A 14,782-nucleotide genomic window follows, 5' to 3' on the forward strand; every position below is an offset into this window, starting at 1 on the left:
CAGGGCCAAGAGAACTGGTCCGCTGATATGGGAGAGACAAGATGAGCAAGGTGATCAAGGGCGGTATGGTTTGTACGGCGGATCGCACGTGGAAAGCGGATGTGCTGATCGAAGGCGAGACCATCAGCCAGATCGGCGAAGACCTGAAAGGCGATGACTACATTGACGCGGAAGGGGCTTACGTGATCCCCGGTGGGATCGACCCGCACACGCATCTCGAAATGCCGTTCATGGGCACCACCGCTGCCGAGACCTTCGAGAGCGGCACTTGGGCGGCGGCAGCGGGGGGCACCACGATGGTGGTGGATTTCTGCCTGCCGGGCGAGGATGGCTCCATCAAGAACGCGATCAACGAATGGCACCGCAAATCAGCCCCGCAAATCTGCTCGGATGTGGGTTATCACATGGCGATCACCGGCTGGGATGAGAGCGTTTTCAACGAGATGAAAGACGCGGTCGACATGGGGGTGAACTCCTTCAAGCACTTCATGGCCTACAAGGGCGCGCTGATGATCGAGGATGATGAGATGTTCGCCTCCTTCAAGCGCTGTGCCGAGCTGGGCGCATTGCCGATGGTGCATGCGGAGAACGGTGATCTGGTGGCCGAGATGCAGCAGAAGTATTTCGACCAGGGGATCACCGGCCCGGAAGGCCATGCCTATTCGCGCCCGCCGGAGTTCGAGGGTGAAGCGGCCAATCGTGCCATCACCATTGCCGACGCAGCGGGCGTGCCTTTGTACATCGTGCATGTCTCCTGTGAGCAGGCGCATGAAGCGATTAGGCGCGCGCGGCAGAAGGGCATGCGGGTGTATGGCGAGCCGCTCATTCAATTCCTGACGCTCGATGAGTCCGAGTATTTCAACAAGGATTGGGACCACGCCGCGCGGCGGGTGATGTCGCCGCCTTTCCGTTCGAAGGATCATCAGGACAGTCTTTGGGCCGGGTTGCAGGCGGGATCATTGCAGGTGGTAGCCACCGATCACGCGGCGTTCAATACCGAACAAAAACGTGCCGGTCGCGATGATTTCCGGATCATTCCCAACGGGTCGAACGGGCTGGAGGAACGGCTCGCCGTGCTCTGGACCGAAGGGGTGGAGACGGGGCGGTTGACGCCAAATGAGTTTGTCGCGACGACCTCGACCAATGTGGCCAAGATCCTGAACATCTATCCGCGCAAAGGCGCAATCGTTGAAGGGGCGGATGCGGATATCGTAGTGTGGGATCCGAAAATCACCAAAACCATTTCACCTTCGAACCACCATTCTGTGTTGGATTACAACGTCTTCGAAGGTTTCGAAGTGAAGGCGCAGAGCCGGTATACGCTGAACCGGGGAGAGGTGATCTGGGCTTGGGGGCAGAATTCGCAGCCCAATCCGGGCCGGGGGCGTTTCATCCCGCGGCCCGCGTTTTCCTCCGCATCGCAGGCGTTGAGCAAGTGGAAAGCGCTGACCGCACCGAAGATGATCAAGCGCGACCCGATGAATATTCCGGCGGGGATCTGAGTTTTGATGCAGGACGCCGCATTGCGACTGCCGGATGAGGGTGAAAGGCGCAGCGTGATTTCTGCCCGCCATCTGGATTTGACATTTCAGACCAATGACGGGCCGGTGCATGCGCTGAAAGACGTGTCGCTGGAGATCGAAAAAGGCGAGTTTGTCAGCTTCATCGGGCCCTCGGGCTGTGGGAAAACCACGTTCTTGCGCTGCATGGCGGATCTGGAACATCCGACGGGCGGGGAGATCACCGTCAATGGGATCAGCCCGGCAGAGGCGCGGGCCTCGCGGGCCTATGGATATGTATTCCAGGCGGCGGGGCTTTACCCTTGGCGGACGATTGCGGGCAACATCCGGTTGCCGCTGGAGATCATGGGGTATTCCAAAACCGATCAGAACGCGCGGGTGTCCCGTGTGCTGGATCTGGTGGAATTATCGGGGTTTGAGAATAAATTCCCTTGGCAACTCTCCGGCGGGATGCAGCAGCGCGCCTCGATTGCCCGCGCGCTGGCCTTTGATGCGGATATTCTGCTGATGGATGAACCCTTCGGCGCACTGGATGAGATCGTGCGGGATCATCTGAATGAACAGCTCTTGAAGCTCTGGGAAAGGACCGAGAAGACCATCGCCTTTGTCACCCATTCGATCCCGGAGGCGGTCTATCTGAGCACCAAGATCGTGGTGATGTCGCCGCGGCCCGGGAGGATCACGGATGTGATCGACAGCCCGCTGCCGAAAGAGCGGCCCTTGGATATCCGCGACACACCTGAATTTCTGGAGGTGGCGCATCGGGTCAGGGAAGGCCTGCGGGCCGGGCATCTGGATGAGTGAACGGCAGGCATTTTGTGAGCGGCCCTCCGGGGGGGATATTTTGGGCCAGAAGAAGCGGGAGGGGCGCGCGTGAGGCAGAGTGTCGTGCCGGTCCTGACGGTTGTCTGTGGCATTTTCCTGGTGTGGTATGTGGCTGCGATCTGGCTGAATGCGCCCTGGGCTTATGACAAGGCGACGCGCACCGGTGATGTTCTGACGACACAGACCCTGATTGCCGATACCTGGTCTCAGGAGAAGCCGAAGCTGCCCGCGCCGCATCAGGTGGGCGCCGAGATCTGGGAGACGACGGTGGAGAAGAAGATCACCTCCAAGCGGTCGCTGATCTATCATTCCTGGGTGACGCTGTCGGCAACCTTGCTGGGCTTTGGGCTGGGCACCGGGCTTGGGATAGCGCTGGCGGTTGGGATCGTCTACAACCGCACGATGGATATGTCGGTGATGCCTTGGGTCATTGCCAGTCAGACCATTCCCATTCTGGCGATTGCGCCGATGATCATCGTCGTGCTGAATGCGGTTGGTATTTCGGGTTTGCTGCCGAAAGCGATGATTTCAATGTATCTGTCGTTCTTTCCGGTGGTCGTGGGCATGGTGAAAGGGCTGCGCAGCCCGGATGCGATGCAGCTTGATCAGATGCGCACCTGGAATGCTTCGCCGTCCCAGATGTTCTGGCGGCTGCGCTTGCCCTCGTCGATGCCCTATCTCTTTACCTCACTGAAGATCGCGATGGCGGCGTCGCTGGTGGGGGCCATTGTTGGTGAATTGCCGACCGGTGCTGTTGCCGGTCTTGGGGCGCGGTTGCTGGCGGGCAGTTACTATGGTCAAACGATCCAGATCTGGTCTGCGTTGATCATGGCGGCGGTGCTGGCGGCGGCCTTGGTGGCCTTGATCGGGCTGGCGCAGCGCGTGACCCTGAAACGGATGGGCATGGCATGATCTGGCTGGTCTTTGCGTTTGGCATCTGGGCGCTGGGCTGGTGGGTCAACACGCGATTGGCGGCATTGCCGCGGACGCGCGCCACGGGGCTTGCGATCCCGGTGATCTTTGGCCTGACGCTGATCGCGATTTGGGAAGGGGTCGTGCGCGGGTTGGAGATCAGCCCGGTGCTGCTGCCGGCGCCCTCGATGATCGCTGCCCGGTTTGCGGCCTCGACTGGCATCCTCTGGGAAGATTTCGTGCAAACGGTGATCAAGGGAGCGCTCAGCGGCTATGTATTGGGCTGCGGCGCGGCCTTTCTGATCGCCATTCTGGTGGACCGCTTCGATTTCCTGCGCCGGGGGCTTCTGCCGGTTGGCAATTTTGTCGCGGCGCTGCCGGTGATTGGTATGGCGCCCATTCTTGTCATGTGGTTCGGTTTTGACTGGCAGTCCAAGGCCGCCGTGGTCGTGGTGATGGTATTTTTTCCGATGCTGGTGAACACGGTGCAGGGGCTATCGGACAGCTCTGCCATGCAACGCGACCTGATGCGCACCTATGCCGCGGGCTACTGGGCGACGCTCCTGAAGCTGCGCTTGCCTGCGGCGATGCCCTTCATCTTCAACGGGCTGAAAATCGCGAGCACATTGGCTCTGATCGGTGCCATCGTTGCTGAGTTTTTCGGCTCTCCCATCCGCGGGATGGGCTTTCGGATTTCCACATCGGTGGGACAGCTTGCGCTTGATCTGGTCTGGGCGGAAATTGTTGTTGCGGCGGTGGTGGGATCAGCGTTCTACGGGCTCGTGGCGCTGATCGAACGGACGGTGACTTTCTGGCACCCGTCCCAACGAAACCAATAAAATGACCAAACAAGGAGAGTATCATGGAAACGATGAAAACACTGGCGGCCGGTGTCGCCGTTGGGATGTGGGGGATGGCTGCGCAAGCGGCAGATGAGGTGACGTTGCAGCTCAAATGGGTCACGCAGGCGCAGTTTGCGGGCTACTATGTTGCGTTGGACAAGGGATTTTATGAGGAAGAAGACCTGGACGTTACCATCAAACCCGGCGGGCCGGACATCGCGCCGACACAGGTGCTTGCGGGTGGCGGTGCCGATGTAACCGTGGAGTGGATGCCCGCGGCGCTGGCGGCACGCGAGAAGGGGCTGGGCATGGTCAATATCGCGCAGCCGTTCAAGTCTTCGGGCATGATGCTGACCTGTCGCAAGGATGCGGGTGTGACCAGCACGGACGATTTCGCGGGTAAAACACTGGGCGTGTGGTTCTTTGGCAATGAATTTCCCTTCCTCAGTTGGATGAGTAAACTGGACATCCCCACCGATGGGTCCGACAATGGCGTGACCGTTCTGAAACAGGGGTTCAACGTGGACCCGCTGTTGCAGGGGCAAGCGGCCTGTGTGTCGACCATGACCTACAACGAATACTGGCAGGTGATTGATGCGGGCCTGAGCCCGGATGACCTGACTGTCTTCAAATATGAAGAGCAGGGCGTGGCGACGCTGGAAGACGGGCTCTATGCGCTCGAAGAAAACCTGGCGGATCCGGGGTTTGAGGACAAGATGGTGCGCTTTGTGCGGGCGTCGATGAAGGGCTGGAAATACGCCGAGGAAAACCCGGATGAGGCGGCAGAGATCGTGCTGGACAACGATGCCAGCGGTGCACAAACCGAAGAGCATCAAAAGCGTATGATGGGCGAGATCGCCAAATTGACGGCGGGCAGCAATGGCGCGCTGGATCCGGCGGACTATGAACGCACCGTCGCATCGCTGCTGTCGGGCGGGTCCGATCCGGTGATCACAAAGGCACCGGAAGGGGCATGGACACATGCGGTCACCGACAAAGCTTTGAACTAAAGCGTTTCGGGAAACCCTAAGACACCAGACCCCGTTTTCGCGTTTGAGAAGAAAGCGAAAGGGGAGGCACGGGTGATCCGTGTATTTCCCGAAACGCAATAGGCGGGCTGTCAGCCAGTTGTTGCTAAAGGCCGGTGGTTGCATCGGCCTTTTTCAGCGCGTGTCTCTGGACTTTCCACGCATCGGCCCCATGTCTTGACCGTAGCCTAGGGAGTAGTTGGAACGATGAGCAATATGGAAAGTCTGGAAAGCCAATTGACAGAAAAGGAGCGTCAGGCGCGTGTGAACGCTCAGGCGTTGTCATCGATAGAAGCGGAGAACACCAAACGCGAAGCGGGTGGCTATGCCGTGATGGCGGCGGCGCTCGGCTATGGCGAGGGTGCGTTGGGCGACGGCCGTTTTGGCAAGGTGAGCCATGCGGCTAAGCTGTTCTGCATTCTCTTTGCCATGCTGGTCCCAAGCCTGCTGGTCTGGCACGTTCTGCTCTGACCGGAACAACCACGTTTCACGAGCGCGTGGCGCAGAAAAAAACCGGCCCACTTGGAGCCGGTTTTTCTATGTGTTTTTGAAAGTCGCTTATGCGAGGGCGATGTTGGTCGCGCTTTCACGGCCGTCACGGCCTGCTTCGATGTCGAAGGTCACTTTCTGGTTGTCGGCCAGACCTGTCAGGCCTGCGCGCTCAACAGCGGAAATATGAACGAAAACGTCCTTGCTGCCGCCGTCTGGTGCGATGAAGCCGAAGCCTTTTGTGGTGTTGAACCATTTCACGGTGCCTGTGGCCATATCCGTGGTCTCCTATATAGATGCTATCCGCGTCGTTGCGATAGCCTGGCGTGGTCGGTCTGGATCGAAGACTGACCGTCCGTAAGAGACAGCAGGTCGAAAAAGAAAAACGTATGCGAAGCGGCATATGACAGATGACCGCCCTTCTGACAAGGAAAAGCTTCAACCGGAACGAGCGGGTTTCCGCAGATTTCGCTGTGGGTTCCGGTGCTTCCATGCATCCGGACATGTCTCGGACGGCCTCGGGTCTATGCGCAATGCGTCGGGGAATACTGCTGCGCCGGGTGTGATATCTGGCGCCAGATTGCAGTCGATGCGATGATGCAGGCGGATATGCTAATGCCGGTCAGCGCGTAGAGATTTAACGCGGTGAGAATCCCGACATCGAAGACAAGTGCCGCGCAAATGAACGCGACAAATCCGCAAATTCCGCCGAACAAGGTCGAAACGATAGCCATTTCACTTTCCTCCTCAGTCCCATTGGAACGTGTTTCCAGTACCGTCCGAACGGAAGGCAGAATTATGGCGGCTGCGGGGTCATTATGTGTATCCGAACCCAGGGGCAGCGCGGCCAAAGCGCAGGGGTAGCAGCGATATATTGAGCGCCAACAAGCGGTCAGTTGGTGAGATCAGGGGGTCACGGTGAGGCGGGTAACGGTTCGGGGGTCCGGGCCGTTCAGCTTGATCACACCAATCTCGCCATATTCTTGCGGCGCCTCCCCGGGTGCCGTTAATTCCGCCCAGATGGTGCGCAGATTGCCCTTGTTGCCTACCCATATCACGGTGCCGTTCGAGTGGTCCCGGGTCATCCTGCTGCCAGCGTATTCCTTGGGAATGATGGTGACAGGCAGACCTGTAGCTGCGGAAAGTGGCTCGGCAGTTTCAAGGTTGCGCGCAATGTCCGGGCTGTAGATCGCATCGATCTGATAGTCTGAAAGGGCGGCGGGCAGGTTTTGCGCCCGTGCGCGCCCCCGATCATTGAGCGCATCCCCAATGCGGTCCGCGTGGCGCAGCATGATCACGGTGGTCTGCGCGGAAGTAGCGATTCCCCTGGCAACGCAACCGGCAAGCGGCGCGGCGATCAACAGCGGTAAGATGGCGCGACGGGTGAACATAACATCTTTGTCTCGCTGCCGGCGTTTAAAATCAAGCAAATCCATGCTTGTCGACGCGTTTGCTCTCATCGGGGAAGATCAAAAAACAGCAAAAAACGCGAAAAAGTTAAACAAGTGTGAACCGCTTCACATACCGGACCCCGCTATTGGTGTTGAATGAGGTTGTGAGCCGGGGTGATTTTACCTCCTCGGAAGTGGAGTAACGATTATGACTTATGTAACAGATTTTTATGAAGACCGCCGGGATATTGCCCCGGAAATCTCCCCGGTTCCGCGCACCTCTTCCTGGCGCGCAATCGGGCGCAGCCCAGTCAGCCGTCGTCCAGGCCCGAAATGTCCCTCCAAGTGGCGTTTCACCGACTGGGCTGCCCTTTAGCTCCGGCAACGCGGTTTTCTCCCCCCGCGTTGCCTCTTCCCTCTTCGGGCCGGTCTTGTACCGGCCCGTTTTTTTGCGCGGCATGCTGGCTCGGACAGCTGTGGGGACTGGCAGCCTGCTCGAGGTCAGGCGCTGTTCAGAATCGACGCAATTTCATCCTTGATCCGCATCCGTTGCTTGCGCAGCTCAGCCTCATTCAGGGAATCTGTCGGTTCCAGATTGGTCTCCGCGCGATGCACGGCGCGGTTGGCCTCGTGATAGGCGTCAGCCAGCTTTCGGAAGTGCGCATCGCTCTCGCGCAGGGCGTGAATGCGATCAGCATGCTCCGGAAAATCTGCGCTGAGCTCATGGGGGGTGTGGGACATTTCAGGCTCCTTACGTGATGTCGAACAGACGGTGGCATGGCCCCTTTGCAGCGGCATTGATGTGGGTCAAAACGGGCCATCGGATTGACAATTTCACCAGTTTTTCGGGCACGTTCCGGTAGGCGCACCTTCGACGATCCAGTCCAAACCGCGGCGCGGGATGTCGCAAGAAAACGCATCGGTCCATGCATAACCGCTCTGGCGTCGACTGCGCAGAGGTGTCAGGACTGCGGTAGTCAGGCGAAGGAGTGACATGTGGCAGAGAGTGTCGTGATGACCGGGGTGGTGATGGGTTTGGTTGCAACGGTGGCGATGGACCTTTGGGCGCTTGTGTTGAAGCATCTCGCGGGGCAGCCGACGCCCAATTGGGGCATGGTGGGGCGCTGGGTGGCGCATATGCCGAACGGCCGCTTTGCCCATGACGATATCGCAGCGGCACCCCCCGTAGTGAGCGAATTGGCCCTTGGCTGGGTCTTTCACTACGCCGTTGGGCTGGTTTACGGCGTGGCGCTGGCCGTGATCATGGGGGCGGGCTGGCTTGCGGCGCCTACGTTTCTGCCAGCCTGGATTTTCGCGGTGCTGACCGTGGGGTTCGGCTGGTTCGTGCTGCACCCGGGGCTGGGCCTGGGCTGGGCGGCATCGAAAACACCGAACCCTTGGAAAGCGCGGGCGCTGAGCCTGATCGCGCATTCGGTTTTTGGGATTGGCCTCTGGGCGGGCGCATTCATTTATTAGTTGCCCGGCGCGCGCAGGGGGACTTTGCGTCGCGATGCGTGCTTCCCTGTATTAAGCTTTGGGAAAATGCTAGGCTGAAAAGGTCAGCCAAACAGGCGTCGCAGGCAAACGGCGCCCGACCAAAAGGTGCAGAGATGAGTTTGCAGGACAGCCTTGGCATATTGGCCGCGCTGGTTTTGATCGCCGCGTTTTATTGCCAGTCGCAGAAACGACTGCGCCTTATGGTGTTGCTCGCCAGCGGGCTGTTTCTAGGGTACGCGGCGCTGCTGGGGTCCGTGCCGTTGCTGATGCTCGGCGGTCTTTTAGCCGGGATCAACCTGATGCGCCTGAAGGGTATGCGCGTCGGTCGTGCCCCGACCCGCGCGACGTGGCAGATGGACCGCGACGTGCAGGACCGCGTGCGCGATATTCAGGCCGTGTCCCGATACAGCTCCGCCGGGATCGAGTTCTGACGCGGCCTCAGGCGTCGCGCGTGACCTCGTAGACCCAGGCGATGTAGTCGGCGTTGGCCCCGTCTATGTTCACGCGGAGGATCGGCGGTACGTCATAGGGATGCAGCGCGCGGATGGCGTCTTCGGCCTGTTGGGCCAGCGCGGCGCGGGTTTTCAGGAGGAGCGGGTGTTCCTCTTCCTGCTCGAGCTTGCCTTGCCAGGTGTAGCTGCTCTGCACGGGGGCATAGCGGTTGGAGCAGGCGACCAGGCGCTGCTCAATCAGTGCGGCGCTGATGGTGTCGGCGGTTGCGATATCGGGGCAGTTCACGAGGATGTCTATGATTTGCATGGCCTACGTTAAGCAGTAGCACCATATGTCTTCAACGGCGTTTCGGTCATCCTGCGGAAACGCCCCGCGTTTTCGCCGCCCCCGACCGCCCCCTTGGGCGGGGGCGACTGCGTCTCCCCCGAGGCTGTCGCCTTCTGCGGCCTCAAACTGTCCACTGGACAGTTTGCAAGACGGCCTCCGACCCGCGGTCTAGTTGTAGGCGCTCAACCTATTATTGCAGAATGATACTTTTACGGATACTCTCAAACCCGTAGATTGAGGGTAAGTTATTGGTAGATTGTGAATTTTCACTGCGGTTTACTGGGATGTCTGCATCGCAACAAAACGCAGTACAGTTTTATGATGTAGCTCAAGCCTTGGTCGGGTTTGAACGTACAATATCTCTGACAACTCACTTGCTTCTAAACGGTGAGGTTCTGACGCAATCTCCTGCCGCGAAAGGATTTCAGGTCCATGCGGTGCCATTCGAAGAAGGCAGTTGGAGATCAAGGGCTTTGCTATCGCTTGGAACTGGCGCTTTGGCACTTGTCACAGCCGCAGGCGTCGCACCACCTGACACCGCTTTTGGATGGCTTGCTAAGTCTGCCGTTGGCTATGTCATTGAGGAGTCACTTGGTTTTCAGCCGAATTTTGATGAGACCCTTGGAGAACAGATTAAGCGCTACCGACGTCAGGAGCCGAGAACCGGAGTAAGTGATGATCTCTCGCAAGGTCGATTCGACTCGTTGATTGAGAAAGTCGAACCTGGTCTGAAGTCTATCCACCGCCCCTTGGTAAAGTCCCAAAGTGCTAACGTGGCGCAGATCGACTTCAAGGTCGGGGATCGATCTGGCACAATGGATGGCTATTTTTCGCCCGACACCTTCGAATACATTGATCGCACTATTACGTCTGAGGACTTCAGCGAGTATTGGGGCAATATCTCTAGCTATAACACCAACACTTTCAAAGGGCGTATCTTTGTTCCATCGGAAAGGCGGACAATACCGTTTGAATTATCTGAAACAATAAGGAATCTGCGAACAATAAACCTGGTAACAGGTAGTTTGCGATCGAACGGGAGACGCCGCGCTGCTGGAGAGCTATCTAATGAATCCGACATTTGCTTTGAGGCGCTTCGGAATGAAAGCGTCAGTGGAAGACTTAAAAGCATCTATGTCACAGATGTGAGCGCCTGACCATTATCTAGCGAAGTCTCCTGCCCCAATTGTTTTTGAGTCGAGTTGATTGCACCTTATTGCGAAGCGGTGCGCACGCAGGTGCTTTGCACCCGCTGCCGCGCACCCGTTGAGTTTTTGCTGGCGCAAAACTCAACGTCAACGAACGAATTTCTTATGCTTCAACCGCTTCGGCTCGAGCGCATCCGCGCCGAGCCGCCGCTTCTTGTCCTCTTCATAATCCTCGAAGTTGCCTTCGAACCATTCCACATGCGCCTCGCCCTCAAACGCGAGGATGTGCGTGCAGATCCTATCGAGGAAAAACCGGTCGTGGCTGATGACCACGGCGCAACCCGCGAAATCGACGAGGGCGTCTTCGAGCGCGCGCAGGGTTTCGACGTCGAGGTCGTTGGTGGGTTCGTCGAGCAGCAACACGTTGCCGCCCGATTTCAGCAGGCGCGCCATGTGTACGCGGTTGCGTTCGCCGCCTGAGAGCAGGCCAACCTTCTTCTGCTGGTCGCCGCCCTTGAAGTTGAACGAGGAGCAGTATGCCCGGGAGTTCACCTCGGCATCGCCTAGTTGGATCAGTTCGGCCCCGCCGGTGATCGCCTCCCAGACATTATCGTCTGCGTTCAGATCATCGCGCGACTGGTCCACATAAGACAGATCCACCGTGTCGCCGTATTCGATGGTGCCCGCGTCCGGCTCCAGCTGGCCGGTGAGCATTTTGAAGAGCGTGGATTTACCGGCACCATTGGGGCCGATCACGCCGACGATGCCGCCGGGGGGCAAGGAGAAGTCGAGGCCTTCGACCAACTGCTTGTCGCCCATGTGTTTAGCGAGCCCCGTGACTTCGATGACCTTGGAGCCCAGACGCGGGCCGTTGGGGATGACGATCTGGGCGCGGGAGAGTTTTTCACGCTCGGAGGTCTCCGCCATCTCGTTGTAGGCGTTGATCCGGGCCTTGGATTTGGCCTGCCGCGCCTTGGCGCCCTGCCGCATCCATTCCAGCTCGCGTTCGAGGGTTTTCTGACGGGACTTGTCCTCGCGGGCTTCCTGCTCCAGCCGTTTGGCCTTTTGCTCCAGCCAGCTGGAATAATTGCCTTCGTAGGGGATGCCCTTGCCGCGGTCCAACTCAAGGATCCAGCCGGTGATGTCATCGAGGAAATAACGGTCGTGGGTGACGATCAGGATGGTGCCCTTATAGTCGATCAGGTGCTGTTGCAGCCAAGCGATGGTTTCGGCATCCAGGTGGTTGGTGGGCTCATCGAGCAGCAGCATGTCAGGCGCTTCGAGCAGCAGTTTGCACAAGGCAACGCGGCGGGCCTCCCCACCGGAGAGGGTCTTGATGTCGGCGTCGTCGGGTGGGCAGCGCAGCGCCTCCATAGAGACGTCGATCTGGCTGTCGAGATCCCAGAGGTTGTCCGCGTCGATTTCATCCTGCAGCTTGGCCATCTCATCCGCGGTCTCGTCGGAATAGTTCATCGCCAGCTCATTATAGCGATCCAGAATGGCCTTTTTATCCGCCACGGCGAGCATCACGTTTTCGCGCACGGTCAGGTTTTCGTCGAGCTTGGGCTCCTGTGGCAGATAGCCGACGGTCGCGCCTTCGGCATGCCAGGCCTCGCCCTGAAATTCCGTGTCGAGCCCGGCCATGATTTTCATCAGCGTGGATTTACCCGCGCCGTTCACCCCCACGACACCGATCTTTACGCCCGGCAAGAAGTTCAGGTGGATGTTTTCGAAGCACTTCTTCCCGCCGGGGTAGGTCTTGGAAACACCGGACATGTGGTAGACGTATTGATAGGCGGCCATTTGGAGCTCCGAAGTTTGCTGTGCAGGTTGTTGCGAGGAGTGATAGCGAAGCGGGTTCGGCGGGGCAATGCGCGATGCGCAGCGCGGAAGATCTCACGGGCCTTTTGAGGGCGCTGCGCAATCGCAGCAAGAGGTGGATCATATGGAAGAGTCGCGCCCGAAGATCGAGGGCGCGCAAGTTTCGCCGTGCCTTCCAGTTTCGGACTTGAGTGAGCCAGACCGCTTGCTCACCGCTTTCGGGCAATGAGTTCGAAGTGACTTCGCTCCGCCCTTGACATTTGGCCGGGTGCGTCCGTTTCTGGGCAGCCAGTGACATCAGGACGAAAGGGCGCATGGTGCGCAACGGTTTTCCCATAGCGCGCCCGGGCGAGGTCATCGGCCTTTTGGGCGGGTCTTTTGATCCGGCGCATGGGGGTCATGTGCATATCTCTCGCGAAGCGCTGAAACGCTTTGGGCTCACGCGGTTGTGGTGGCTGGTCAGCCCCGGCAATCCGATCAAGAAGCATGGGCCTGCGCCTCTCGCACAACGCATGGCGCGCGCGCGCGCGATCATGCAGGACCCACGCGTCCGGGTGACAGACATCGAGGCGCACCTCGGAACCCGGTACACGGCTCAGACGCTGGCTGCACTGCAGGCCCTATATCCCGGAGTGCGGTTTGTCTGGTTGATGGGCGCGGACAATCTGGCGCAGCTGCATCATTGGCAGAATTGGCGGCAGATCATGCGATCGGTGCCCGTCGGTGTTTTGGCACGCCCGGGCGACCGGATCTCTGCACGGATGAGCCCGGCGGCGAAACTCTTTGCGTCTTCCCGGATTGCTGGACGCGCGTCGACCTTGCTGGGTCGTGCGGAGGCCCCGGCATGGTGTTTCGTCAACGTCCCGATGGTGTCGCATTCGTCTTCGGCGATCCGGGCTGCAGGGGGATGGCAGGCGTAAGCCTGCCAATACACGAGATTTTCAGAATTCGGCGCTATGCTTTCGGTTGTTTCGCTTTCCGGGCTGAGGTTTACTTTCCGTTATGACGCGTTTTTCTTCCAAATCCTCTCGCCGCGCTTTTCTTGGGGGGATGCTGGCAACCGCCGCAACGCCGCTTCTGGCGGGGGCGCCTGCGGTTTCATTGCGCCCGAAAATGCGCGCGTCAACTCTCGGCCAGCCCACCGCCGTCAATACGCTGCTACGCGACTCCCGTGTCACCGGCGATATTGTATTTGCCGTGGCGGATGCCACGACCGGGGATCTACTGGAGGCGCGTAATGAGGCCATGGGCATCGCCCCGGCCAGTGTGACTAAGGCGATCACGGCGCTTTATGCGCTGGACACGTTTGGGCCGACACATCGATTTACAACAACCGTCGTCGCGGTCGGTGAAATCAACAATGGCATGCTGAACGGCGACCTGGTCTTGGTGGGGGGATGCGATCCGACCATCGATACCAAGGCTCTGGCGGAACTGGCAAAGCAGCTGAAAGAGGCGGGCCTACGTGAAGTGCGCGGCAAATTCATGGTTTTCGAAAATGCGCTGAAACCTTTGCGGACCATCGATCCGGACCAGCCGGACCACCTTGGGTATAGTCCCGCGGTCTCTGGCATCGCGCTGAACTACAACCGGGTGCATTTTGAGTGGAAGCGCGGCGCGGGCGATTACAAGGTCACAATGGATGCGCGCGCTGCCCCCTACCGGCCCGATGTGACCATGGCGCGCATGCAGATCGTTGAACGATCGACGCCTGTTTATACCTATGAGGACACCGGTGCCGTGGATAAATGGACCGTGGCCAAGGGGGCCTTGGGCAAAGAGGGGTCGCGCTGGCTGCCGGTGCGTCATCCGGGCCTTTATGCGGGTGATGTCTTTTCCACGCTGGCGCGATCGCATGGCATCGTGCTGAAAGCGCCAGCGCTTGTGGAGGAGATGCCTGATGGCACCACGGTTGCTTCGGTCAAAAGCCCGCCGCTGCGGGATATTCTGAGGGGCATGCTGAAATACTCCAACAATCTGACGGCAGAGATGGTCGGCCTGGCCGCCACCCGGCAGCGTGCGACCCGTGCGCCACGGCTGGCAGCCTCCGCGCGGCAGATGAACCTCTGGGCGATGGAGGTTTTGGGCATGTCGAACCCGGCTTTCGTGGATCATTCAGGGCTCGGCGGGGCCAGCCGGGTCAGCGCGCAGGACATGGTGCGCGCCCTGTCCGCAGTACACCGGAACGCCGTGCTGCGCCCGCTGCTGAAACCGGTACACCTTCTGGACAAAGATGGCCGGTTGACCAATGACCATCCGGTAAAGGCGGATGCCAAAACCGGCACGCTGAATTTCGTATCCGGGCTGGCGGGCTATATCACCACACCAGAAGGGCGTGAACTTGTCTTCGCGATTTTTTGTGCGGACGAGGACATTCGGGCAACGATCACCCGCGCCAATCGCGAAAGGCCCAAGGGTGCGCGGCCTTGGGCTACGCGCGCTCGGCGCCTGCAGCGGCAATTGCTGGCAAGATGGGGAAGCGCCTACGGGGTGTGACGGCAGCATGTCGCCCCGACCCGCGTTGCGCGT

Annotated in this window: 18 protein-coding genes; 12 read left to right on the forward strand and 6 right to left on the reverse strand. The window is 59.3% G+C overall.

From position 1 onward, the window contains the following. Window positions 1-41: 41 nt before the first annotated feature. The 6 genes from hydA (at window position 42) to Q1A63_RS04420 (ending at window position 5,598) form a co-directional block, all read left to right on the forward strand. Window positions 42-1,502 (forward strand): dihydropyrimidinase, encoded by a 1,461-nt coding sequence (gene hydA, locus Q1A63_RS04395; protein ID WP_298969514.1) that lies wholly within the window; start codon window positions 42-44, stop codon window positions 1,500-1,502. Window positions 1,503-1,508: 6 nt separating this feature from the next. Beyond that, window positions 1,509-2,324 (forward strand): ABC transporter ATP-binding protein, encoded by an 816-nt coding sequence (locus Q1A63_RS04400; RefSeq protein ID WP_298969515.1) that lies wholly within the window; start codon window positions 1,509-1,511, stop codon window positions 2,322-2,324. A gap of 69 nt (window positions 2,325-2,393) precedes the next feature. After that, a complete protein-coding gene (locus Q1A63_RS04405) occupies window positions 2,394-3,257 on the forward strand; it encodes an ABC transporter permease subunit (protein WP_298969516.1) in 864 nt (287 codons plus the stop codon). Beyond that, window positions 3,254-4,096: an ABC transporter permease gene (locus tag Q1A63_RS04410; RefSeq protein WP_299402200.1), complete on the forward strand. Its 843-nt coding sequence runs from the start codon at window positions 3,254-3,256 to the stop codon at window positions 4,094-4,096. The genes Q1A63_RS04405 and Q1A63_RS04410 overlap by 4 nt, the downstream gene beginning before the upstream one ends. 32 nt (window positions 4,097-4,128) lie before the next feature. Further along, entirely contained in the window at window positions 4,129-5,109 is a 981-nt protein-coding gene (locus tag Q1A63_RS04415; RefSeq protein ID WP_299630846.1) for an ABC transporter substrate-binding protein, read from the forward strand. 225 nt (window positions 5,110-5,334) lie between these two features. After that, window positions 5,335-5,598 (forward strand): hypothetical protein, encoded by a 264-nt coding sequence (locus tag Q1A63_RS04420; RefSeq protein ID WP_298969518.1) that lies wholly within the window; start codon window positions 5,335-5,337, stop codon window positions 5,596-5,598. A gap of 87 nt (window positions 5,599-5,685) precedes the next feature. On the opposite strand, the gene Q1A63_RS04425 is transcribed toward Q1A63_RS04420, so the two are convergent. From Q1A63_RS04425 to Q1A63_RS04435, 3 genes are all read right to left on the reverse strand, one after another. After that, the gene (locus Q1A63_RS04425; protein WP_007117950.1) at window positions 5,686-5,892 is read right to left on the reverse strand and encodes a cold-shock protein; all 207 of its coding nucleotides are present in this window, start codon (window positions 5,890-5,892) and stop codon (window positions 5,686-5,688) included. 248 nt (window positions 5,893-6,140) lie between these two features. Next, window positions 6,141-6,467: a hypothetical protein gene (locus Q1A63_RS04430; protein WP_299630802.1), complete on the reverse strand. Its 327-nt coding sequence runs from the start codon at window positions 6,465-6,467 to the stop codon at window positions 6,141-6,143. Between the two features lie 54 nt (window positions 6,468-6,521). After that, entirely contained in the window at window positions 6,522-6,908 is a 387-nt protein-coding gene (locus Q1A63_RS04435) for a histidine phosphatase family protein (protein WP_299630848.1), read from the reverse strand. Here Q1A63_RS04435 and Q1A63_RS04440 point away from each other — a divergent pair. Beyond that, the gene (locus Q1A63_RS04440; RefSeq protein ID WP_299630805.1) at window positions 6,907-7,167 is read left to right on the forward strand and encodes a hypothetical protein; all 261 of its coding nucleotides are present in this window, start codon (window positions 6,907-6,909) and stop codon (window positions 7,165-7,167) included. The two genes, Q1A63_RS04435 and Q1A63_RS04440, sit on opposite strands and share 2 nt — an antisense overlap. A gap of 341 nt (window positions 7,168-7,508) precedes the next feature. Here Q1A63_RS04440 and Q1A63_RS04445 read toward each other — a convergent pair whose 3' ends face one another. Next, window positions 7,509-7,748, reverse strand: a complete 240-nt coding sequence (locus Q1A63_RS04445; RefSeq protein WP_299402206.1) for a DUF465 domain-containing protein — start codon at window positions 7,746-7,748, stop codon at window positions 7,509-7,511. A gap of 255 nt (window positions 7,749-8,003) precedes the next feature. On the opposite strand from Q1A63_RS04445, the gene Q1A63_RS04450 reads away from it, so the two are divergent. Further along, window positions 8,004-8,483 carry a DUF2938 domain-containing protein gene (locus tag Q1A63_RS04450; protein ID WP_299630807.1) on the forward strand — a complete coding sequence of 160 codons (480 nt, stop codon included), beginning with the start codon at window positions 8,004-8,006 and terminating at the stop codon, window positions 8,481-8,483. A gap of 134 nt (window positions 8,484-8,617) precedes the next feature. Next, window positions 8,618-8,935, forward strand: coding sequence for a YgjV family protein (locus Q1A63_RS04455; RefSeq protein WP_298969522.1), 318 nt, complete (start codon window positions 8,618-8,620; stop codon window positions 8,933-8,935). Between the two features lie 7 nt (window positions 8,936-8,942). Here Q1A63_RS04455 and cutA read toward each other — a convergent pair whose 3' ends face one another. Beyond that, entirely contained in the window at window positions 8,943-9,263 is a 321-nt protein-coding gene (cutA, locus tag Q1A63_RS04460; RefSeq protein WP_299630809.1) for a divalent-cation tolerance protein CutA, read from the reverse strand. A gap of 305 nt (window positions 9,264-9,568) precedes the next feature. On the opposite strand from cutA, the gene Q1A63_RS04465 reads away from it, so the two are divergent. Next, complete coding sequence (locus tag Q1A63_RS04465) at window positions 9,569-10,441, forward strand: hypothetical protein (protein ID WP_299630811.1); 873 nt, start codon at window positions 9,569-9,571, stop codon at window positions 10,439-10,441. A 138-nt stretch (window positions 10,442-10,579) separates the two neighbouring features. On the opposite strand, the gene ettA is transcribed toward Q1A63_RS04465, so the two are convergent. Then, window positions 10,580-12,235, reverse strand: a complete 1,656-nt coding sequence (gene ettA, locus Q1A63_RS04470; protein ID WP_299503356.1) for an energy-dependent translational throttle protein EttA — start codon at window positions 12,233-12,235, stop codon at window positions 10,580-10,582. 335 nt (window positions 12,236-12,570) lie between these two features. Here ettA and Q1A63_RS04475 point away from each other — a divergent pair, with 335 nt between their 5' ends. Both Q1A63_RS04475 and dacB read left to right on the forward strand, forming a co-directional pair. After that, a complete protein-coding gene (locus Q1A63_RS04475) occupies window positions 12,571-13,173 on the forward strand; it encodes a nicotinate-nucleotide adenylyltransferase (protein WP_298969590.1) in 603 nt (200 codons plus the stop codon). A 130-nt stretch (window positions 13,174-13,303) separates the two neighbouring features. Continuing rightward, window positions 13,304-14,749 (forward strand): D-alanyl-D-alanine carboxypeptidase/D-alanyl-D-alanine-endopeptidase, encoded by a 1,446-nt coding sequence (gene dacB / locus Q1A63_RS04480; RefSeq protein ID WP_298969526.1) that lies wholly within the window; start codon window positions 13,304-13,306, stop codon window positions 14,747-14,749. Window positions 14,750-14,782: the final 33 nt, after the last annotated feature.

The sequence above is a fragment of the uncultured Roseobacter sp. genome, from assembly GCF_947499265.1.
Classification (GTDB): domain Bacteria; phylum Pseudomonadota; class Alphaproteobacteria; order Rhodobacterales; family Rhodobacteraceae; genus Roseobacter.

Coding starts and splice junctions, on each gene's coding strand:
- Q1A63_RS04400 (WP_298969515.1), top strand. CDS start 1,509: ATGCAGGACGCCGCATTGCGACTGCCGGATGAGGGTGAAAGGCGCAGC.
- hydA (WP_298969514.1), top strand. CDS start 42: ATGAGCAAGGTGATCAAGGGCGGTATGGTTTGTACGGCGGATCGCACG.
- Q1A63_RS04440 (WP_299630805.1), top strand. CDS start 6,907: ATGATCACGGTGGTCTGCGCGGAAGTAGCGATTCCCCTGGCAACGCAA.
- Q1A63_RS04455 (WP_298969522.1), top strand. CDS start 8,618: ATGAGTTTGCAGGACAGCCTTGGCATATTGGCCGCGCTGGTTTTGATC.
- ettA (WP_299503356.1), bottom strand. CDS start 12,235: ATGGCCGCCTATCAATACGTCTACCACATGTCCGGTGTTTCCAAGACC.
- Q1A63_RS04445 (WP_299402206.1), bottom strand. CDS start 7,748: ATGTCCCACACCCCCCATGAGCTCAGCGCAGATTTTCCGGAGCATGCT.
- Q1A63_RS04410 (WP_299402200.1), top strand. CDS start 3,254: ATGATCTGGCTGGTCTTTGCGTTTGGCATCTGGGCGCTGGGCTGGTGG.
- Q1A63_RS04415 (WP_299630846.1), top strand. CDS start 4,129: ATGAAAACACTGGCGGCCGGTGTCGCCGTTGGGATGTGGGGGATGGCT.
- dacB (WP_298969526.1), top strand. CDS start 13,304: ATGCTGGCAACCGCCGCAACGCCGCTTCTGGCGGGGGCGCCTGCGGTT.
- Q1A63_RS04425 (WP_007117950.1), bottom strand. CDS start 5,892: ATGGCCACAGGCACCGTGAAATGGTTCAACACCACAAAAGGCTTCGGC.
- Q1A63_RS04465 (WP_299630811.1), top strand. CDS start 9,569: ATGTCTGCATCGCAACAAAACGCAGTACAGTTTTATGATGTAGCTCAA.
- Q1A63_RS04420 (WP_298969518.1), top strand. CDS start 5,335: ATGAGCAATATGGAAAGTCTGGAAAGCCAATTGACAGAAAAGGAGCGT.
- Q1A63_RS04435 (WP_299630848.1), bottom strand. CDS start 6,908: ATGCTGCGCCACGCGGACCGCATTGGGGATGCGCTCAATGATCGGGGG.
- cutA (WP_299630809.1), bottom strand. CDS start 9,263: ATGCAAATCATAGACATCCTCGTGAACTGCCCCGATATCGCAACCGCC.